The 20,344-nt window shown below is 70.8% G+C and carries 13 protein-coding genes; 10 read left to right on the forward strand and 3 right to left on the reverse strand.

Translation table 11 applies throughout. The features are described from left to right. The first annotated feature begins 13 nt into the window (after window positions 1–13). The 5 genes from AB0M02_RS40245 (at window position 14) to AB0M02_RS40265 (ending at window position 10,312) form a co-directional block, all read left to right on the forward strand. Window positions 14–1,078, forward strand: a complete 1,065-nt coding sequence (locus tag AB0M02_RS40245) for a DUF3068 domain-containing protein (protein ID WP_364237238.1) — start codon at window positions 14–16, stop codon at window positions 1,076–1,078. A gap of 142 nt (window positions 1,079–1,220) precedes the next feature. Beyond that, complete coding sequence (locus AB0M02_RS40250; protein ID WP_364237239.1) at window positions 1,221–1,775, forward strand: RNA polymerase sigma factor; 555 nt, start codon at window positions 1,221–1,223, stop codon at window positions 1,773–1,775. A 6-nt stretch (window positions 1,776–1,781) separates the two neighbouring features. Next, a complete protein-coding gene (locus AB0M02_RS40255; RefSeq protein WP_364237241.1) occupies window positions 1,782–3,014 on the forward strand; it encodes a CU044_5270 family protein in 1,233 nt (410 codons plus the stop codon). Next, entirely contained in the window at window positions 3,014–6,220 is a 3,207-nt protein-coding gene (locus AB0M02_RS40260; RefSeq protein ID WP_364237244.1) for a S8 family serine peptidase, read from the forward strand. The genes AB0M02_RS40255 and AB0M02_RS40260 overlap by 1 nt, the downstream gene beginning before the upstream one ends. Window positions 6,221–6,358: 138 nt before the next feature. Further along, window positions 6,359–10,312, forward strand: a complete 3,954-nt coding sequence (locus AB0M02_RS40265) for a bifunctional nitrate reductase/sulfite reductase flavoprotein subunit alpha (RefSeq protein WP_364237246.1) — start codon at window positions 6,359–6,361, stop codon at window positions 10,310–10,312. Between the two features lie 9 nt (window positions 10,313–10,321). Here the strand turns inward: AB0M02_RS40265 and AB0M02_RS40270 are convergent, their stop codons facing one another. Then, window positions 10,322–14,029, reverse strand: coding sequence for a hypothetical protein (locus AB0M02_RS40270; RefSeq protein WP_364237249.1), 3,708 nt, complete (start codon window positions 14,027–14,029; stop codon window positions 10,322–10,324). Between the two features lie 121 nt (window positions 14,030–14,150). Here AB0M02_RS40270 and AB0M02_RS40275 point away from each other — a divergent pair, with 121 nt between their 5' ends. Together AB0M02_RS40275 and AB0M02_RS40280 are read left to right on the forward strand one after the other, a co-directional pair. Further along, complete coding sequence (locus AB0M02_RS40275) at window positions 14,151–14,654, forward strand: SigE family RNA polymerase sigma factor (protein ID WP_364237252.1); 504 nt, start codon at window positions 14,151–14,153, stop codon at window positions 14,652–14,654. Window positions 14,655–14,824: 170 nt separating this feature from the next. Continuing rightward, the gene (locus AB0M02_RS40280) at window positions 14,825–15,613 is read left to right on the forward strand and encodes a hypothetical protein (protein ID WP_364237254.1); all 789 of its coding nucleotides are present in this window, start codon (window positions 14,825–14,827) and stop codon (window positions 15,611–15,613) included. Here AB0M02_RS40280 and AB0M02_RS40285 read toward each other — a convergent pair. After that, window positions 15,584–16,327, reverse strand: a complete 744-nt coding sequence (locus tag AB0M02_RS40285) for a MarR family transcriptional regulator (RefSeq protein WP_364237255.1) — start codon at window positions 16,325–16,327, stop codon at window positions 15,584–15,586. The two genes, AB0M02_RS40280 and AB0M02_RS40285, sit on opposite strands and share 30 nt — an antisense overlap. Window positions 16,328–16,378: 51 nt before the next feature. Between AB0M02_RS40285 and AB0M02_RS40290 the strand changes: the two genes are divergently transcribed. Beyond that, a complete protein-coding gene (locus tag AB0M02_RS40290; RefSeq protein WP_364237258.1) occupies window positions 16,379–16,825 on the forward strand; it encodes a nitroreductase/quinone reductase family protein in 447 nt (148 codons plus the stop codon). 100 nt (window positions 16,826–16,925) lie between these two features. Then, on the forward strand, window positions 16,926–18,089 hold the full coding sequence (locus tag AB0M02_RS40295) for a hypothetical protein (protein ID WP_364237260.1): 1,164 nt from the start codon (window positions 16,926–16,928) through the stop codon (window positions 18,087–18,089). A 22-nt stretch (window positions 18,090–18,111) separates the two neighbouring features. On the opposite strand, the gene AB0M02_RS40300 is transcribed toward AB0M02_RS40295, so the two are convergent. Beyond that, entirely contained in the window at window positions 18,112–19,038 is a 927-nt protein-coding gene (locus tag AB0M02_RS40300) for a helix-turn-helix transcriptional regulator (protein WP_364237262.1), read from the reverse strand. Window positions 19,039–19,139: 101 nt separating this feature from the next. Here AB0M02_RS40300 and AB0M02_RS40305 point away from each other — a divergent pair, with 101 nt between their 5' ends. Then, window positions 19,140–20,135: an aldo/keto reductase gene (locus AB0M02_RS40305; RefSeq protein ID WP_364237265.1), complete on the forward strand. Its 996-nt coding sequence runs from the start codon at window positions 19,140–19,142 to the stop codon at window positions 20,133–20,135. Window positions 20,136–20,344 lie beyond the last annotated feature (209 nt).

Raw genomic sequence — 20,344 nt, forward strand, 5'->3', positions numbered from 1 at the left:
TCGTGGAGGCACTATGAGGTCCCGCGTCCTCGGCTCCGTGCTGTTCGGCTTCGGTGTCCTGGCGTTGGTGTTCGCCGGCGGACTGGCGTTCGTCGTGGCACCCACGGCAGCGCAGTTGCCGTACGACATGGAACTCACCCAATCGGTCGCCGAGGCGCCGAACGCGCGCTTCCTGCAGATCAAGGACGGCAAGGCGACGATCGAGACCGGCACCGCCCGGTCGACGGTCACCGTCCAGCCGGACTCGCAGGCGACCGCGAAGCTCGAGGGTGACCTCGACGGCACCGCCCTTGTCTGGCTGGCCGGCCAGGAAGTCATCCGCACTGACACCAACGAGGTGATCAGCGCGTACAGCACCTCCCTCGCGGTCGACCGCAAGTCGGGCGAGGCGCAGGACTGGAAGGGCCAGTGGCTCGACACCGGCAGCGACCGGGAGGACATCAAGTACCAGGGCCAGGTCTACAAGTTCCCGTTCGGCACCGAGAAGAAGACCTACCAGTACTTCGACCGGGACACCCTCAAGGCGTACCCGGCGCAGTTCGTCGAGACCGAGGAGATCGAGGGCCTGGAGACGTACAAGTTCACGTCCCAGATCCAGAACGGCACCCAGGTCCTCCCCGAGGACCGGGTCCAGCTCCTGCTCGGTCAGCTGATCCCCGGCGCCACCGCCGGCAGCGTCACCTACAACAACACCCGGACCCTCTGGGTGGAGCCGGTGACCGGCCAGTACATCAAGGTCGAGGAGCAGCAGCAGAAGACGCTGGTCGCCTCCGACGGCCGCTCGGTGGAGCTGCTCAACGCGGTGTTCACGTACACCGGTGACACCAGCAAGCGTGCCGCCGAGACCGCGAGCGAGAACAAGTCGAAGCTGAACCTGGTCGGCCTCTGGGGCCCGCTGGTGCTCGGCATCGTCGGCCTGATCCTCGCGATCGCCGGCATCGTGCTGGTGTCCCGTGGCCCGAAGTCCTCCGGCGGCGCCGTGCAGGGCGGGCGCCACGCGGCTCCGGCCGGTGGTGCCGCGAGCGAGCAGCGCACCGAGGAGATCGCCACCGCCGGCGCGGACAAGTCCGACCGGTAGCCCCCTCACAGCACCGATTCACCGCCCCATCGGCTTCGGCCGGTGGGGCGGTTTTTTCATCGTGAAGATCAACTGCCGGTTCGGTCAATGAGGAGTGAGTACCTGATCGACCGAGGGGAGCCGGATGGGCCCGGGAGTTGACGTGGGTCTGGACGACGCCGAATTGCTCAGGCGGTCCCGGGCCGACGGAGAGTTGTTCGCCGCGCTGTTCGACCGCTACTTCACCGCGCTGCACGGATACGCCGCTCGGCGGCTCGGCGGCGCGGGTGGCGACGACGTGGCGGCCGAGACGTTTCTGATCGCGTTCCGGCAGCGGGAGAGTTTCGACCCGGACCGCGGGACAGTGCGCGCCTGGCTGTACGGGATCGCGACGAACCTGATCCGTGAGCACCGCCGTGCCGAGGAACGGGGCTACCGGGCGCACACCCGGGCGGCCGCCGAACCCGTGTACTCGGCGGATCTCGACCGTGCCGACTCGCGCATGACGGCGCAGGCGGCCCGTGACCGGCTCGTCGCCGCGCTGGCCGGCCTCGCACCGCAGGATCGCGACGTGGTGCTCCTCGTGGTGTGGGGCGAACTGTCCCACGAGGAGGTCGCGTCCGCGCTCGGCATTCCGGCCGGGACCGTCGGCTCCCGGTTGCATCGTGCCCGCAAACGCCTGCGGGCCGCCCTCGACGACCACGCCATCGAAAGGTGACCTGTCATGGATGAACTGGAACTGCTCGGCGCCGCCCGCCCGGTCGAACCACCGTCGGGACAGACGGTGGACGACGCCCGGAACCGCCTGATCCGGCAGATCTACGCGCTGCCGGCCCCGCGCCGGCGGCCCCGTCGCCGCCTCCTGCCGCTCGCCGCCGGAGCGTTCGCGATGTCCGCCGGGCTCGTGTTCGGGGTGCATGTGCTGAGCCCGGCCCCACCGGTCCCGGCGACCAACCCGGACAGCGGCACGGCGCAACCGGGCGATCGGCCGGCCCGGGTGCTGCTCCTGGCCGCCGCCGAACGCGCGCTCACGCAGCCGGAGCCCGGCGAGGGCGCGTTCTGGACCGCGACAGTCGAGGAGGGCAACCTTCTCCAGGTCGGCGAGCCGGGCAACCGGTACGCGATCATGGGCACCACCACCGAGACCAGGTGGACCCCGGCCGCCGCGGGCCACCCGGTCATGGACATGCGCTGGGCCGGTGCCGAACCCGCCTCCGCGGCCGACCGGGCCGCCTGGAAGAGGGCGGGCTCCCCGGCGTCATGGCCCAGGGACCCGCTGCCCGGATGCCCGGTGGATCCAGACGACGCGTACACCGTCGCGCCGGCGGGGACGAGCCGGGTCATGCCGGCCGACGCGCAGTCGGGCGTGTTCGACGTTCTCGGTGTGAGCCTGACGGCCGAGCAGATCCGGGGGCTGCCGTCCGACCCGGCGGAACTGAAGACCTGGCTGACCGGTGTCATCGAGAAGCAGAACCTGCCGCGCGGTACCGGCGTCCAGCTCGGCGAGTCCCTCTTCGACGGCGTGCTCAACCTGCTCTTCGACACTCCGGTCACACCTCAGGTCCGCGCCGCCGCGTACCGGGTGCTCGCCGGTGTCCCGGGAGTGGAGTCGCAGAACGCGGTCACCGACGCCACCGGCCGGCGCGGTGCCGCGGTGTCGGTCGTCCGCAACGACACGGTCGAGGAGCAGCGGGCCGACCCCAGCGGCCCCTACCGGCTGAGCCTGATCTTCGACCCGGACAGCGGCCGGACACTCGCCCAGGAGAACCGGGCCCTGGCCCCCGCCGACTACATGGCGTGGGTGCCGAAGGACGCGCTCTTCGGCTACCGGGCTCTGATGTCGGCCCGCTGGACGGACGACCGTCCGCCGGCGGCGAACGAGCAGCAAGGGGGGCAGGGCTACGGCAGAGCGGGCGAATCGCGCCGGGACGCGCAGGCGCCGGAGGAACAGTGCTGATGCGCCGCTCGGTACGGATGCTGATGGTGGGCGTGCTGATCGCCGCCGGAGCGGTCACGACGCCACCTTCGACGACCGCCGTGCACGCCGGCACGACCGACGCGGCGGCGGCGGACCATCGATGGGTCACCCTCGTCACCGGCGATCGCGTGCTGGTCCGCCTGACCGGCTCCACCTTCCGGGTCGTCACCGTCGACCCGGGCAAGGGCCGTGACGACATCACCTTCCGGCACCGCGAGAACCACGTCCTGCCCAGCGACGCGGTGCGCCTCGTCGACAGCGGGCGGGTGGACCGGCGGCTGTTCGACGTCGCGCTGCTCGTGCGGTCGGAGTACGACGACCGGAACCGCACCACACTGCCACTCATCCTGACCGGGGCGGTCGCCTCCGGAGTTCCGGCGGCGCAGAGGCTGGCCAGTGTCGGCGGCGGCACCACCGAGCTGAAGAAGACCGACGCGACACGCTTCTGGACCTCGGTCACGGGCGACGGGGCGGCACGCCTGGCCGCCGCCAAGAGCCGGATCTGGCTCGACGGCAAGGTGCGGGCCCACCTGGACCGGAGCGTGCCGCAGATCGGCGCCCCGCGAGCCTGGAAAGTCGGCCACACCGGCCGGGGCGTCACCGTCGCGGTGCTGGACAGCGGCATCGACACCGGGCACCCGGATCTCGCCGGCGCGGTCGTGGGCGAGCGGAACTTCACCGACAGCCCGACGGGAACGGCCGACAGGCTGGGCCACGGCACCCACGTGGCCGGCATCATCACCGCTTCCGGCGGGCGGTACACCGGTGTCGCACCGGACGCCGGCCTGCTCAACGGCAAGGTGCTCGCCGACGACGGCTTCGGCTTCGAGTCATGGGTCATCGCCGGCATGGAGTGGGCGGTCGAGCGCGGTGCCCGGGTGGTGAACCTGAGTCTTGCCGCGCTCTTCACCTCCGAGGAGGATCCGATGGCCGCCGCTGTCGACCGGCTCACCGACCAGTCCGGCACGCTGTTCGTGGTCGCCGCCGGGAACAACGGGCCGAAGGCCGGCTCGGTCGGGAGCCCGGGAACCGCGGACCGGGCGCTCACCGTCGGTGCGGTCGACCGCGACGACGTGATCGCCGAATTCTCCGGTCGCGGTCCGGCCGGGCCGGACGGCAGGCTCAAGCCCGATGTGACCGCACCGGGTGTGGGCATCGTGTCCACGCTCGCCGAGGGCTCGGAGATCGCCGAGTCCGAGCCGGCGGTGGACGGCCGCTACGTGGCCCTGTCCGGTACCTCGATGGCCGCACCACACGTGGCCGGGGCGGCCGCGCTGCTGGCCGGCGAACATCAGGACTGGACGGCGACCGAGTTGAAGCCGGTGCTGATGGGCACGGCCGATCCGCACGACGGAACCAGCGTCGACGCCCAGGGCGCCGGCCGGATCGACGTCGGCGAGGCCTCCGATCGCTCGGTGTTCACCACCCCGCCGAGCCTGAGCGCCGGCGTCGCGAGCTGGCCGCACGACGACGATCGGCCGGTCACGACGGCGCTCACGTACCACAACGACGGCGACAGCGCGCTGACGCTGAACCTCGGCACCCGGGTGCAGGACCCGGCCGGCAACGCGGCTCCGGACGGCATGTTCCGGCTCTCGCAGTCCGCCGTGACGGTGCCGGCTCACGGGACGGCGACCGTCGACCTCGTCACCGACACCCGGGTGACCGCGCCGGACGGCCGGTACCAGGGCTACGTCGTCGCGACCGGCGGGGACACCGAGATCCACACACCGGTCGGACTGACCCGTGAGGTCGAGAGCTACGACGTGACGGTGCGGGCGATCGGCCTCGACGGGGCGGCGCCCACCGAGTTCTCGGCGTCGTTCAGCAACGTGGAGACCGGCGCCTACGAGTCGTCGGACGGCAGGACGGTCCGGCTGCCCGGGGGCACCTACTTTCTGCGGAGCTGGGTGGTGACCTCCGCTCGGTATGTCCTCGCCGCGGAGCCGTCGTTCGTGGTCGACGGCGCGGAGACCCTCGTGATCGACAGCCGGGATGCCCAGCCGATCGGGTTCCGGCTGGACCGGCCGGGCGCCGAGCTCGCGGGGAACGTGAACATCGGCTTCTTCCGGACCACTGCCGAAGGGATGAACAGCGACGAGGGCATCGGCCGTCCGAGCGGCTTCCTGGTCGTCCCGTCACGGACGTCGGCGCCCGCCGGACAGTTCACCTACCGGGTCGTCGGCTCCACCGGCCGGGCTGACGGCGAGGGTTCGTTCCGGGACTCGCCGTACGCGTACGCGATCGAGTTCAAGCACGACGGCAACGTGCCGGCCGACCTCAACCCGCGCCTGCACGACAGCGCGTTCGCCCGGGTCGAGCACACGATCGCGGCGAGCGCTCCGGACCAGCAGGCCTGGCTCGGGCCGGTCGGCCCACTCAGCGCGCCGGCCCGCATCGTCGAGTTGGTCACGCCGGGCCTCGAGCACTGGAACGCGGTCGGCCTGTTCGACGGGGGCGACGATCCGCACACTGTTCTCTACGCACTGCCGAAGACCTACCAACCCGGGGCTGTCACCCGGCTGCGGTGGAACAGCGGAGTCTTCGGTCCCGGCCTGGCACCGCATCCGCAGTACGCACCCTTCCTTGTGCGGCATCGGGACATCATCTACGCGGGCATCCCGCTGCACGGCGACCAGGCGGCAGACCGGATCGGCTGGAGCGCGACCGACGAGATGCGGCTCGCGCTGTCGAAGGACGGCAGGCTGATCGGCGAGTCCGTCGCCGCCATCGACATCTTCACCGTCCCCGACGACACCGGGACCTATCGCCTCGAAGCCGACGCGATCCGGAGCAACTCCCGGTTCACCACGCGGCTCTCGGCAGCGTGGACGTTCACCTCGTCCCGGGCGAGCGACACGCCCCTGCCGGTCCTCGCGGTGCGGTTCGCCCCGTCGCTGGACGACGGGAACCGCGCCCCTGCGGGGCGGACGGCGAGGTATCCGGTCTACGTCCAGCAGGGCGGGGGCGCCTCGTACGGCAACCTCACCAAGCTCACCGTCGACGTGTCCTACGACGACGGCGCGACCTGGAAGCCGGCCCGCGTCACCGGCACCGGGCTCAACCGCACGGTTGCCGTCGACCACCCGGCCGGGGCTCAGTTCGTCTCGCTGCGTGCTGCCGCGGCCGACGAGCACGGGACCGCGGTGACGCAGACGATCATCCGGGCGTACGGTCTGCGGTGACCGGGTGAGGCCGGGGCCTCACAACGGCGGCGGGGGTCCGGTGAGAAGCGGGTAATCGGGGGACGCACTTTCGGTTGACCGTTCCGAAACGGCGGCTTTCTAGCGTGAGATTGCCGGACTCAGCTGGAAGAGGTGCGTGTGGCTGCCGATGTCACGCAGGTGCGAACCGTGTGCGGGTACTGCGGCGTCGGGTGCGGCATCGTCCTCGACGTGTCCGGCGGCCGGGTCGTCAAGGCGAGCGGCGACAAGGCGCACCCGGCCAACTCGGGACGTCTGTGCACCAAGGGCGCGACCAGCGTGGAACTGCTCGCCGCGCCGGGACGCCTGAGCACCGGCCTGATCCGGCGGCGGCGCGGTGCGGAGCCGGAGCGCCTGGATACCGCGGCCGCGATCAGCGAGACCGCGCGCCGGCTGCGCGCGATCATCGACGAGCACGGGCCGGACGCGTTCGCCATGTACGTCTCCGGTCAGATGACCCTGGAAGCGCAATACCTGGCCAACAAGCTGGTCAAGGGCTTCATCGGGACGAACAACATCGAGTCCAACTCGCGGCTGTGCATGGCGAGCGCGGGCACCGGTTACAAGCTGTCGCTCGGCGCCGACGGGCCGCCCGGCTCGTACGACGACCTCGACCACGCCGACGTCTTCCTCGTGATCGGCTCGAACATGGCCGACTGCCACCCGATCCTCTTCCTGCGGATGATGGAGCGGGTCAAGGCCGGCGCCAAGCTGATCGTGGTGGACCCCCGGCGCACCGCCACCGCCGAGAAGGCCGACCTGTTCCTGCAGATCCGCCCCGGCGCCGACCTGGCACTGCTCAACGGCCTGCTGCACCTCATCGATCCGGACCCCGACTTCATCGCGGCGAACACCGAGGGCTGGGAGGCGATGCCGGAGTTCCTGGCCGACTACCCGCCGGACCGGGTGGCCGAGCTGACCGGCATCCCGGAACAGGACATCCGGACCGCGGCGCGGTGGATCGGCGAGGCCGCCGACTGGGTGAGCCTCTGGACCATGGGCCTCAACCAGAGCACCCACGGCACCTGGAACACCAACGCGCTGATCAACCTGCACCTGGCCACCGGCGCGATCTGCCGTACCGGAAGCGGTCCTTTCTCGCTGACCGGCCAGCCCAACGCGATGGGCGGCCGGGAGATGGGCTACATGGGCCCCGGCCTGCCCGGCCAGCGGTCGGTGCTGGCACCCGCCGACCGGGAGTTCACCGAGCGGGTCTGGGGCGTGCCGTCCGGGACCCTGCGCACCGACGTCGGCAAGGGCACCGTCGAGATGTTCGAGCAGATGGCGGCCGGGCGGATCAAGGCCTGCTGGATCGTCTGCACCAATCCGGTCGCCTCGGTCGGCAATCGGCGGACCGTCATCGCCGGGCTCGAGGCCGCCGAGTTGGTGATCACCCAGGACGCGTTCGCCGAGACCGAGACGAACGCCTACGCCGACATCGCCCTCCCCGCGGCCATGTGGTCGGAGACCGACGGAATCATGATCAACTCCGAGCGCAACCTCACGCTCGTGCACCCCGTCGCCGAGGCGCCGGGCGAGGCGGTGCCCGACTGGAGCTTGATCGCCCAGGTTGCGGCCGCGATGGGCTTTCAAGAGCATTTTTCGTACGCTGACGCGTCCGCGATCCTCGACGAGATCAAGCTGTTCGCGAACCCGCAGACCGGTTACGACCTGACCGGCGTGTCCTATGAGCGGCTGGCCCGGGGACCCGTGCAGTGGCCCGCCGCACCGGGTGGGCCGGACCGCAACCCGATCCGCTACCGCACCGCCGACGGCGGCCTCCGGTTCGCCACCCCGAGCGGGAAGGCGGTCTTCCACGCCCGGCCGCATCTCGACCCGGCCGAGATGCCCGACGACGACTACCCGTTCGTGCTGAACACCGGCCGCCTCCAGCACCAATGGCACACGATGACCAAGACCGGCAGGATCGCCAAGCTGAACCGCCTCAACCCGGCCCCGTTCCTGGAGATCAACCCGGACGACGCCGAGCGGCTCGGCATCGCGGCCGGCGATCAGGTGGAGATCGCGTCACGTCGCGGCCGGGCCGTGCTGCCCGCCGTCCTGACCGACCGCGTCCTGCCCGGCGGCTGCTTCGCCCCGATCCACTGGAACGACCTCTTCGGCGAATACGTCAGCGTCAACGCGGTCACCAGCGACGCGGTGGACCCGCTGTCCTTCCAGCCGGAACTCAAGGTGTGCGCGGTCTCCCTGACCCGCGTCGCGGCGCCCGAACCGGCGGCCGAGCCCGCAGCGATGGTCCCGGCCGCGGACGCCCGGCCGTTGCTCGGGCTCGACCTCACGCCACCGGTCCTCGATGACGACCAGAAGCGCTATCTGTCCGGTTTTCTCGCCGGTGTCCCGGCGGGACTGCCGGTGCCACCCGTCCTTCCCGCGAACGCGCCGTTCGACCGCGGGACGGCGAGCTGGCTCAACGGGTACTTCGCGAGTGCTTTCGCCGTGCCCTCGCATGCTCTTGATCCGGAAACGTCTCGGCCCGCCGGGCCGGCGGCGGGTCGCCTGCAGATCCTCTGGGCGTCGCAGACCGGGACCGCGGAGGACTTCGCGCGCGGCCTGGCCGACCGCCTCGCCGGGACCGGGCGGCAGATCACCATGCTCGGGATGGACGGCGCCGCCGGGGAACTGCTGGATCCGAACGCCGACCTGCTCGTCGTGACCAGCACGTTCGGCGACGGTGACGCGCCGGACAACGGTGCCGTGTTCTGGAAGTCGCTCGCGGAGGAGGGCGCACCCCGCCTCGACGGCCGGCGTTATGCGGTGCTGGCCTTCGGCGACTCCAGCTACGACGACTTCTGCGGGCACGGCCGCCGCCTCGACGAACGTCTCGCGGAACTCGGCGGGGTCCGGCTGGCACCACGCGCCGACTGCGAACCGGACTATGAGGACACGGCTCGCGGCTGGCTGGAGAGTGTGGTGGCGGCGCTGACGGCACCGCCCGTTCCGGCGCCGACCAGGGCCTCGCCGTTGACGGCACGGTTGAGCGGCAACCGGTTGTTGAGCCTGCCGGGGTCGGCCAAGGAGGTGCGGCGGTTCACGTTCTCCACCGGTGGGCTGGATTATCGGGCGGGGGACGCGCTGGGGGTGTGGCCGGTCAACTGCCCGTCCCTGGTTTCGGAGTGGCTGACCGTCACCGGGTTGTCGTTCGACACCGTGGTCGTGGTGGGGGACGAGTCGGTGCCGCTAGGCCTAGCCTTATCCCAATATTTGGATATCAGCCGGATAACTGGGGATTTAATTAGATTTGTGGCTGAGCGGGGTGGGGCTGGGCATCTCAAGACGCTGCTGCGGGCGGACAACAAGGGTGAGCTTGCCAAATGGTCGTGGGGCCGGCAGGCCGCCGACCTGATCGCCGAGCACCCGGTCCGGGCCTCGGCGCAGGAGTGGGTGAGCGTGCTGAAGAGGCTGCAGCCCCGGCTGTACTCGATCAGCTCCACCCATCTGACCGACCCTGACCAGGTGAGCCTCACTGTCTCCGTGGTCCGGTTCGACAGCCGTGCCGGACATGCCCGCAAGGGCGTCTGCTCGACCCACCTGGCCGACGCGGAACCGGACGCCGAAGTACGGGTGTTCGTGCAGAAGGCGCCCCACTTCCGCCCACCCGCCGACCCGGCCACTCCGATGATCATGGTCGGGCCGGGTACCGGGGTGGCGCCCTTTCTCGGCTTCCTCCAGGAGCGTCAGGCCCTCGGCGCCACCGGTGCGAACTGGCTGTTCTTCGGCGAGCAGCGGCGGGATACGGACTTCTACTACTCGTCGGAGCTCGAGGAACTGCGGCGGTCCGGCACGCTGACCCGGCTTGATCTCGCGTTCTCGCGGGATCAGCGGGCGAAGGTCTATGTCCAGGACCGGCTGCGGGAGCACGGGGCGCAGGTGTGGGCGTGGTTGCAGGAGGGCGCGCACTTCTACGTCTGTGGTGACGCGAGCCGGATGGCGCGGGATGTGGACCAGGCCTTGCAGGAGATCGCGGTCCATCATGGGCGGCTCAGCCCGGAGGCGGCGGGGGCTTTTCTGAAGCAGCTGGCCGCCGACAAGCGCTACCTCCGGGACGTGTACTGAGCGCCCGTTTCAGGTCATGCGGCTCACGGCGGTTCGCAGGCGCAGCAGGTCGCGGCGGCGCTGTTCCATCGTGGTCGCGATGACCAGCAGGAGGACGCCGCCGAGGGCGAGTGGAGCCCAGCGGGGTACCAGGTCCCAGAACTGGATGAGCTCGTGCAGGGCGATCAGGCCCAGCGCGCCGGCGCCGACCACGACCGGGGCCTGGGAGCGGGCCCGGGCGCCGAGCACCAGCACGGCCAGGGCGCCGAGGCCGATCAGGAGGCGCCGCAGGTACTCGGGTTCGGCCGGCGAACTGTAGCTGATCACGGCGAACGTGGGCAGGAACGCGGCGGCCAGCGCGGGACCGTAGGCGGTCCACGACGGGAGGCCGGGCCGTTCGTGGCGGGCCAGACGGCCGACGGCCAGGGCGAGGGCGGCGGCGGGCAGCGTGTAGATCTCGGCGGTCGCCACGTCCCTCGACTGCAGGAAGAGCCACCAGCCGACCAGGACGACCACGGCGGCGGCCAGCGCGTAGCGGAACCGGGCCCGGCGGCTCTCGTTCGGCAGCAGCGCGCGGACGACGAGGACCATCGCCCAGAGGGTGCAGATGACGGCGGCGCGGCCGGTGCTCCCGGCGAGCAGCAGGGCGACGAACGCGGTGGAGTGGGCGACGGCGGCCACGGCCGGGGCCTCGGCGGGGCGGCGGCGGGCCAGGATCCACTCGAGCGCGGCGGCTGCGGTCGCGGCGGCGAGCACGCTGCGGGAGACACCGCCGTCGGAGAGGCCGAGGGTGTCGGCGGTGGTGTAGGCGAGTACGGCCACCGAGCCGCTCCCGGTCATCCAGGCGACGATGCGGACGGTCTGGTCGCGGCCGGCCACGCCGATCACGGCGGAGGCGATCAGCAGCAGTCCGAAAGCGGCCAGGGTGGCGCCGTGGGTGGGGGTGGAACCGGCCAGTCCGACGGCTACGAGCCAGCCGGAGATCGCGACGGTGGTGGTCGCGAGGGCGGTGGTCATCGCGGTGCTCGCAGAGCCGGTGGCGGTGGCGGACCCGGTGGCGGTGGCGGAGCCGGTGGCTGACGAGCTCAGCAGGGCGGCGAGGATGAGGCCGGCCAGGCCGGTGATCAGCGTAGACATCGGAAGGGCGGGCCAGGGGGCGCGAGCGGCGGCGAAGGCGAGGGGGACGGCGATTCCGGTGAGAGGGGCGGCTGCCCATCCGGCCCGGCGGAATCGCGTGGGCCAGGCGAGGGCTGGGCGCGTTGTCAGTGCGGCCACCCCCGCTGCCAGCGCGGTGATCAGGATCGCGGCGACTGTTGACCAGGACACGGCCGGGGCCGGCGGGATCGTGCCGGACCAGGCTGACCGGAGGTCTTCGAAGGGATCGAGGAAGACGGCTGCCAGGTCGGGCGCCGACGACACGACCAGGACCGCAGCCGGGATCAGGGCGGCGGTGAAGGTGGCGCCGGCGGCCTGTGCCGGGAGCAGGGAGGCGATCAGCAGGAGTGCACCGGCCGCATACAGCGCCACCGGGTCGTCACCGGCGACGGACCACACCGGACACGCCGCGGCGAGGAGGAGGGTTACCGCTGCTGTCGTCGTCGCGTACCCCCGAAGCAGCCGGACCACCGCATGAGTGACCGCGGCCAGCAGGGTGATCATCGCGAAGCTTGCGCGCACCTGATCGGTCACGGAGACCTCGGCGGCGATCAATACCTGCCAGACAGCCGCCGGCGCGGCGAGGAGCCCGGCCGCCCAGCCGATCGCGCCGGCGAGCCGGGGATGCGCGATCACGCCGATGCCCAGCCCGATGATCGCGAGTGCGGCGCTGACCGCGGCACCCACCGCCGGATCACCCAGCCCGATGATCACCGCGTAGCCGGCTCCGACGAAAGCGATCACCAACCTGAGTGCGGGGTTCCGCGAGGTGCGGGTGGCCGTCAGGAGCGCGACGCCGGCGGTCAGCACGCCGGTGATCGCGGGGGTCCACCAGGGCAGGCGATAGGCCGCCGGCACGAGAAGACCCACCACCAGCAGGGCGATCAGCCCGAGGTCCGTGCGGCTCCTGGCCGGGAGCAGGACAGCGTACGCGAGAACGACCGCGACCGCCCCCACCAGAACGTCCCATCCCGGCCCGGAGAGTGTGGTGGTCGAGAAGGCCGCCACGATCCCCTGCCAGGCGGCGTCGACCGCTCCCGCCACGACGCCGGCAGCCGGGACCGCGGCGAAGATGTGCGCCCCGATCATCGGCCCCCGGAGTTTGCCGGCCGCCCTTCCTCCGGCCGTCGTTTTGGCCTTGGCACCGTCGGCTGGCGGTGCCTTGCTCGTCGGCCCTGCCTCGCCCGCTGGCGTTGCCTCGCTCGTCGGCCCTGCCTCGCCCGCTGGCGTTGCCTCGCTCGTCGGCCCTGCCTCGCCCGCTGGCGTTGCCTCGTCGGTCGGGTTTGCGCTATCGGTCGTTTTTGCGGCTTTCGCGTGCCTTGTGTGGTCGACTGTGCTTGCCTCGTCGGCTGTGCTTGCCCGGCCGGCTCTCTTTTCCAGAGCGAGCCGGATCCCGGTCACGACTCCGGCGAGGAGCAGCGCGACGACCGCGGCGCACAGCAGCCCCCGTCCCGGCCACAACCGCGCACCCGGGACCGCGAGAGCCGCACCCAGCGCGACCACCAGGACCCCACTCGTGATCGACCGCGCCACGGCGTTTCCGGACAGCACCGCCGCCACCAGCGCCAGCGCGCTGACCAGCACCAACGCCGCGCCTGCCGAGGCCGCCCCGGCCGCCGACCCGGTGGTACCCAGTTCAACCGCCGTCAGGGCCGCGGAGAGCACAGCGGCGCCACCGCCGAAGACATAGGCCACGATGCCGGTCAAGTCCGGCGTGAAGCGGGCCCGCCGGAACCGGAGGACCGCGAGGTTCAGGGCGGCGGCCGCGGTGAGGGTCAGCGACCAGCCGATCACGTCCGCGTCGGCGGCGGCCGCGGCGAGCGGGAGCACGGGCTGGACGACCAGGAGAGCGGCGATCCGCGGTCCGGGCAGCCCGACGAGCCACCCGTATCCGAGAGCCGCTGCGGCCGTGATCGCGCAGACCGCGGCCGCGTACCCCTGCGGGGGCAGGCTTGCGACGCCGAGGAAGTCGACGGCCCAGGCCGCGTACCCGTCCAGCAGGATCATCAGCAAGCCGACCGCCGCCAGGGTCTCGGCGGCGGCGGTGAGCCCGCGACGCGCGGCAAACGGCGGGATGGCCAGGATCGCGCCGGTGGCCGCACCCAGCAGCAGGGCGCGACCGGTGACCCCGACCTGGGCCCAGGCGACGGCCGTGAAAACCGCCGCCGCCACGAGAAGCAGCAGGCCCCCGAGGGCGAACAGCACGTTCTGGACGGTCAGGGTGGTGAGAGGGCGCTCGGCGACGGCGGTGCTGATCTCCGGCGCGCGGCTGCGCTGTTCGGCCTCGGTGCGGGCGGCGTGCGCGGCTGGTGCCGGCGGCCGTGACGACGCGGCGACCGCCTGCTGGATGCGGAAGGCCGTGGCGTTACGCCGGGACGTCGTGTCGAACAGTTGCCGCTCCAGCCCGGACACCTCAGCGCGCAACGCCTGCAGCCGCTCGTTCATCCCGGCGATCTCCGCGTTCAGCCGGAGCACCTCGATCGCGTCGGCGTCCGGCCCGCGCCCGCAGGAGGGGCAGCCGGACTCGGCGGACGCGACCGCACCGCAGTGCGGGCAGGGATATGTCGATGGAGCGGGTGTCACGGGCGTTCCCTGTCTCGTCGGGTGTGCGTCACAGTTTCCGGCACGTCCGCAACTTTTCGGATACGGGCAACCTCGCCGGGGTGCGCGCGTGTTCGAAGGAGTGGGACAGCGAGGAGATGTCGTGGGAGATGTCGATGAGTACCGCGAGTTCGTCGCCGGCCGGATGGACGGCTGGCGGCGCACCGCGTACCTGCTCTGCGGTGACTGGCACGCCGCCGACGACCTGGTGTCGATCGCGCTGGTGCGGCTGTACCGGCACTGGGGACGCGTGTCCCGCATAGAGCATCCGGAGGCTTACGTCCGGCAGATCCTGGTACGCGCCATGCTGAACGAACGCCGCCGTCCCTGGCGCCGGGAACAGCCGGTCACCGCGGTCCCCGACAGCCCGTCCGCCGTGCCGGGTCCGGACCGGGTCGCCGACGAACAGCGCTTCATGGCGCTGCTCAGCGAACTGCCACCACGGCGCCGGGCGGTACTGGTGCTGCGCTACTTCTGCGACCTGTCCGTGGAGGAGACGGCTGCGCAGCTCGGCTGTTCGACAGGGACGGTCAAGAGTCAGACATCCCGGGCATTAGAAGCTTTACGGGTGCGCCTGGACGCCGTGCTCGTGGCAGAGGAGGTCTGACCGATGGGGCCTTCTGCCGTGCCTGTGTGTTCCGCGTCTGTGTGTTCCGTGCCTGTGTGTTCCGTGCCCGTGTGTTCCGTGCCCGTGGGTTCCGTGTCTGTGTGTTCCGTGCCCGTGTGTTCCGCCCCCATGTGTTCCGCGCCTGTGGGAGAGGTCGTCTGATGCCGCACATGTCTGACTTGATGCGCTCCGCGTCCGCGGGTGCGCCGGTTGCCGGGATCGACCTGGACGCCCTGATCGCCGGCGAGAAGCGCCGCACCCGGCGGCTCCGCTGGGCCGGCGGGCTGGCGGTGGTGGCACTCGTCGTTTCGGCTGTTCCGATGGCGCTGGGTTTCGGGGCCGACGAGCATCGGAGCCCCGCCGCCGCCCCTGCGCCGGCCGATTGCCCCGCCGCCTCTGCGTCGGCGGATTGCCCGGCCGTCTCTGGGCCGGCGGATTGCCCCGCTGTACCCGAGGATCCCGGCGAACGGCCCCAGCCGCAGCAGTCCCACCCTGCGCCGCGCCCGACGGAGGACTGCGCGGCAGCGGTGAAGAGGCTCGCCGGGGAGATGTCCGAGGCGCTGGCCGTTGTGCCGGGCGTGCGGCTCGAATCGGTGTATCCGACGACCTTCGCCTACAACAGCCGGCGCCTCCAGTACGAGGCCCCGATGAAGGTGACCGGCCCGAACGGCTCCAGCGGCTCATTGTTGGTCCGGATCATCGCCGCCCACGAGTACCCGGACCGGTCCATGACCCAGTGCCCCGAAAAGGCCGACCAGAATTGCCTGTACCGCCTGTCCGGCGACGACACCATCGTGGCCGCCGTGGATCACGGACGAAGTGATCAGGTCGAGGCGTACCGGAAGGACGGAACAGCCCTGCTCGCGGTCCTGACCGTGGACAAGGGCTCGAAGGCGCCGATGACATTGGCGCAGTTGGCCGAGGCCGCCTCATATCCCGGCTTGACGCTCTTCCCGTGAGGCGGCGGCCGCGCGAATTCGTGCAGCCTGATCCAACTGCATCCGGCGCCCGACCCGGAGAAAGTCGACGATCAGCGTCAGCTCGGCGGGGGAGTAGGCCGTGAGCAGCCGATGCCCGGCCTCAGCGATCGGACCATAGGCCAGGTCGAGCATCGCGCTGGCCTCCGCGGTCACCCTGACCACGGCCCGGCGCCGATCGGCCGGGTCGACGTCACGCCGCAGATGCCCAGCGGCCGCCAGCCGCTGGATCGCCGCCGTTGTCGCAGCCGGGCTGAGCCGCGCCCGCACGGCGAGAACGCCCGCGGTCATCGCCCCCGCCGCACTGACCAGCCCCAATATCCGCAAGTCAGTCCGATTGACCCCGAGCAACCCGGCGGCAGCGTCATCGACCTCATCAGCCGCCGCCCCGAACTCCGCAGCCGCATCCGCCGCACTCTGCCGAATCTCCCCACCACGCCCCGCCGCGCCGCCGCTCTCGCTCTCGTCGTGCCCCGCTGTGCCGTCGCCCTCGCTCTCGTCGTGCCCCGCCGTGCCGTCGCCTTCCCTCTCGTCGTGCCCCGCCGTGTCGCCGCCATCACTCCCGTCGGCGCTCTTCACCAAGTCGGCTGTCGCGTCCTCTTGCAGCGGCGTGACATCCGAGCGCGCCGACCATCGCCCGCTGATCGGCTTCAGCCCTGGGTCGTTCGGCCACGTCTCCGGTGATTGCTTCGACACTCGAAGGAATATACCGTGGAGAGAAAGCTTCGATCGTCGAAAGGATTTCTGGTGGCTGACACCGCTCTCCGCCTCCCGGGTTGGCTCCCCTTCGCCAACCGGGTCGTCCGCTTGTTGAACCGCCTGGGTCTGCGGCTCGGAACCATCCACGTACTCACCGTTCCGGGCCGCCGCACCGGGGAACCACGCGCCACCCCGGTCTCCCCGCTCACCGTCGCCGGCCGCCGCTATCTGGTCGCCGGACTGCCGGAGGGCGACTGGGCCCGCAACGTCCGCGCCGCCGGCAGGGGCGAACTGGCAGCCGGCCGGCACCGGACTGCAGTGACCCTGATCGAGGTGGCAGCCGTCGAGGAGCGCCGCGAGGTGATGCGCGCATTCCCCGTCGAAGTGCCCAGTGGCGTCCCGTTCTTCGTACGCCTCGGCCTCGTCACGAAGGCCGACCCCGCCGAATTCGCAGACGCCGCGGACCGGGTTGCCGTATTCGAGATTCGCCCCTGATCAACGACTTCCGCACTAGGATTGCCGCTGCTCAGAGCCCCTGCCGCTGGCATTCACCCGATCGCCGGAATCGCGCTTTCACCCGACCTATGGTGAGGCGATGGGGATTCTGAGAAAGAAGCTAATCGCGTACTCGGCCGGTTTCCCGGTAACGCTCGCACTCTCAGCCGGAATGGCGCTGCCGATGGCGGTGGCCGACGTCGCGCTAACGGCCCGTCCCGCCGCCGCGGCCCCGATCGCACCGCGCCCCGCGCTGGACCTGAAGGACGCGCTACTCACCACCGAGGACCTGCCACCCGGTTACGCCGCACTCGACTTCGACCCAGGCGCAATCCTCGGTGCTGTCATCGACCCCGAACAACTGGGCAGCGACCCCTGCGCCGTCCAAGATTCCCTAAACCTCACCGACCTCTCACCAGATGCCGACGCCGACGACGCCGAATTGCCAATGCGCCCAGTCAACCCCGTCAAGCCGATCCACCCAGGACACCCGAGCAAGCCCGTCAAGCCGATCAAGCCCGTGAAAGGCGACAAAGACCAGGACAAACCCGTCAAGTCCAAGCCGGTCAAGGCCGACAACCACAAGCAGCTCGACCACCACGCCGACAAGGACAAGGTCAAGCCTTCCGACGCGACCAAGCCTTCCGACGCGACCAAGCCCGCTGACGTGGCCAAGCCTTCCGACATGACCAAGCCCGCTGACGTGGCCAAGCCTTCCGACATGACCAAGCCCGCTGACGTGGCCAAGCCCTCCGACGTGACCAAGCCGTCAAAGGACAAGGTCAAGCCCGCGAGCGACGGCAAGCCCAGCGGTGACAAGGGCAAGCCCAGCGAAGAGAAGCCAGCACCGGTCCGTGACATGGCTCTGCCGGACGTAGCGGGCGTCGGCTTCATCAAGGGCGCCGAGGGCCCGGTACTCATGGAGACGCTCTACGACGCCGGCCGCAAGGGCGCCCGCGACCTGGTCAAGAACGCCAAGGATGCCCTGAAGCGCTGCCCCGATGTCGACACCGAGACCGTACAAATCAAGCAGCAACCCCTCAAGTTCCCAGCCCTGGGCGACTCCTCCGTCGCGGTCTTGATGACAGTCACCCTCAAGCAGGACAACTACGAGATCTCCATGGACGGCAAGGTCGTAGTCGTAGCCGTCGACGACGTCTTCGCCACCCTGGCCCTCGTCGGTCTCCCAGCGCCGAGCACCAGCGAACTCAAGAAGATCGCAAAGACCGCGATCCGTAAGTTGGAACAGTCCCAACGCGACTGAAGCACTCCCCATTCGAATCTGGTCAGCGGCGGTCCGGCCCCCTTCCTGCCGGGCCGCCGTCGCGTGCCGGCCGTTCGAAGTCGCGGTGGTGGCCGCCACCGGTGATGCTGTCGGCGGGGAACTCCTCGGTGCCGACGACCCGCAGCAGCTCCAGTCGATCACGGCTCTCCACGTCGGCTGGCGTGAGCACGAGCAGCATCTGGCCCTGGTCCGGCGTGACCAGGGTTTCGCAGTCCATCAATAGGGGCCCCACTTGTGGGTGCACCAGCGTCTTCTGGTCGTCGCGCCGGACCGCGACCTCGTGCTCGGCCCAGAGCCGCCGGAAGTCCTCGCTCGCAGCCTCCAGCCGCTCGACGAGCCCGGTCACGATGGGATCGCCGGCGCGGCGCCCGGCTGTTGCGCGCAGGTCGGCGACCATGTGGCGCGCGTGGCGTTCCTGCTCGGCGACCGGGTGGATGGCGCGTGCCGCAGGATCGGTGAACCAGCGATAAATCATGTAGCGCCGGTCGTCGGTGTAATCGCGCAGCCCTCCCGTCAGCAGTGCGGACGTCCGGTTCTGAGCGAGGATCTCGCCGAGGTCCGAGAGCACCATGGCGGCCGCGTGCTCGCTCAACAGGTAAAGCATGCGCACCAGACCGGACCGAGCCAGGCTGGCCACCCCGTCGGCGGGCGGTGGGAGGTGACCGGCGAGGTAAAACAGGTGGGTGCGCTCGTCGTCCGTGAGACGCAGCGCCCGGGCCAGCGCGCCGAGCAACTGGGCCGAGGGCTGGCTGCTGCGGCCCTGCTCCAGGCGGACGACGTAGTCGACGGACATCCCGGCCAGCATTGCGACCTCCTCACGGCGCAGGCCGGCCGTGCGGCGCCGGGTGCCCACGGCAATGCCGACCTCGGCCGGGTGGATCGCCTCTCGGCGCCGGCGAAGGAAGTCGGCAAGCTGCTCACGCTGCATGAAGTACATGTTGCCTCGGGCGGCGGGGGCGAGCCAGGGAGCGTCTCTCCCACGATAAGCGCTCTCTCCCTGCGAAGCCGAACCCGGAGCAGGGTGGTGGCATGCAGAAACGAACTCTCGGAAACACCGGACCAACCGTCTCCACTCTGGGGCTCGGCGCAATGGGGATGTCGGCCGGGGTCTACGGCGCAGTGGACCGGGCGGAGAGCATCGCCACCGTGCATGCCGCGCTCGACGACGGCGTGACGCTGATCGACACCGGCGACTTCTACGCCATGGGCCACAACGAGATGCTGATCGCCGAGGCGCTGCGCGGCCGTGACCGGGACACCTATCAGCTGAGCGTCAAGTTCGGCCAATTGCGCGGGCCCGGCCACGAGTTCGGTGGCGCGGACGGGAGACCCGAGGCGGTGAAGAACTTCTTGGCCTATTCGCTGGTCCGGCTGGGCGTCGACCACATCGACATCTACCGCCCGGCCCGACTGGATCCGGCGGTGCCGATCGAGGACACGGTCGGCGCGATCAAGGAGATGATCGACGCGGGCTACGTGCGGCACGTGGGCCTCTCCGAGGTGGGCGCCGAGACGATCCGCCGGGCACACGCGGTTCATCCGATCGCCGACCTGCAGATCGAGTATTCATTGTTGTCCCGCGCGATCGAGCCCGAGGTTCTGCCCACGCTGCGGGAGCTGGGCATCGGCCTGACGGCATATGGGGTGCTGGGCCGCGGGCTCCTCTCCGGCCATTGGAAGGCCGGCCAGTTCGCGCCGGGCGACATGCGTGCCTATTCACCCCGGTTCGCCGGTGACAACGGCACGCACAACCTTGCGCTGATGGAGGCTCTGCGCGAGGTGGCCGAGGCCAAGGGCCGCACCGTCGCCCAGCTGGCCATCGCCTGGGTCGCCGCGCAGGGCGAAGACATAGTGCCGCTCATCGGGGCTCGGACCCAGCAGCGGCTCGCCGAGGCACTGCCCGCCGCGGAGCTGAAGCTGACTGCCGAAGACCTCGCCGAGATCGAGAAGGCGATCCCGGCAGGAGCAGCCCACGGCGACCGTTATCCGTCGGCCTTCATGTCCAGCTTGGGGGTGGGCAACTGACCGCGTCGATTTCCCGGGCAGCTCGAGCGGCGCGGGCTCAAGGACGAGGGCGGGTCTTTGGGTGGTGGAGCGCGGAAGACGGCTGGCAACGCAGTGGTCGGGCTCTACACGGGCGGAGGCCCTAGCCGCTTCGGGTGGATGGAAGGGCAGTGCGGCTGGTGGATGGAAGGGCAGTGCGGCGGTGGGTGGTGCCGCGGTGGGCGGTGGGT

This window comes from Actinoplanes sp. NPDC051861, assembly GCF_040681145.1.
GTDB lineage: Bacteria > Actinomycetota > Actinomycetes > Mycobacteriales > Micromonosporaceae > Actinoplanes.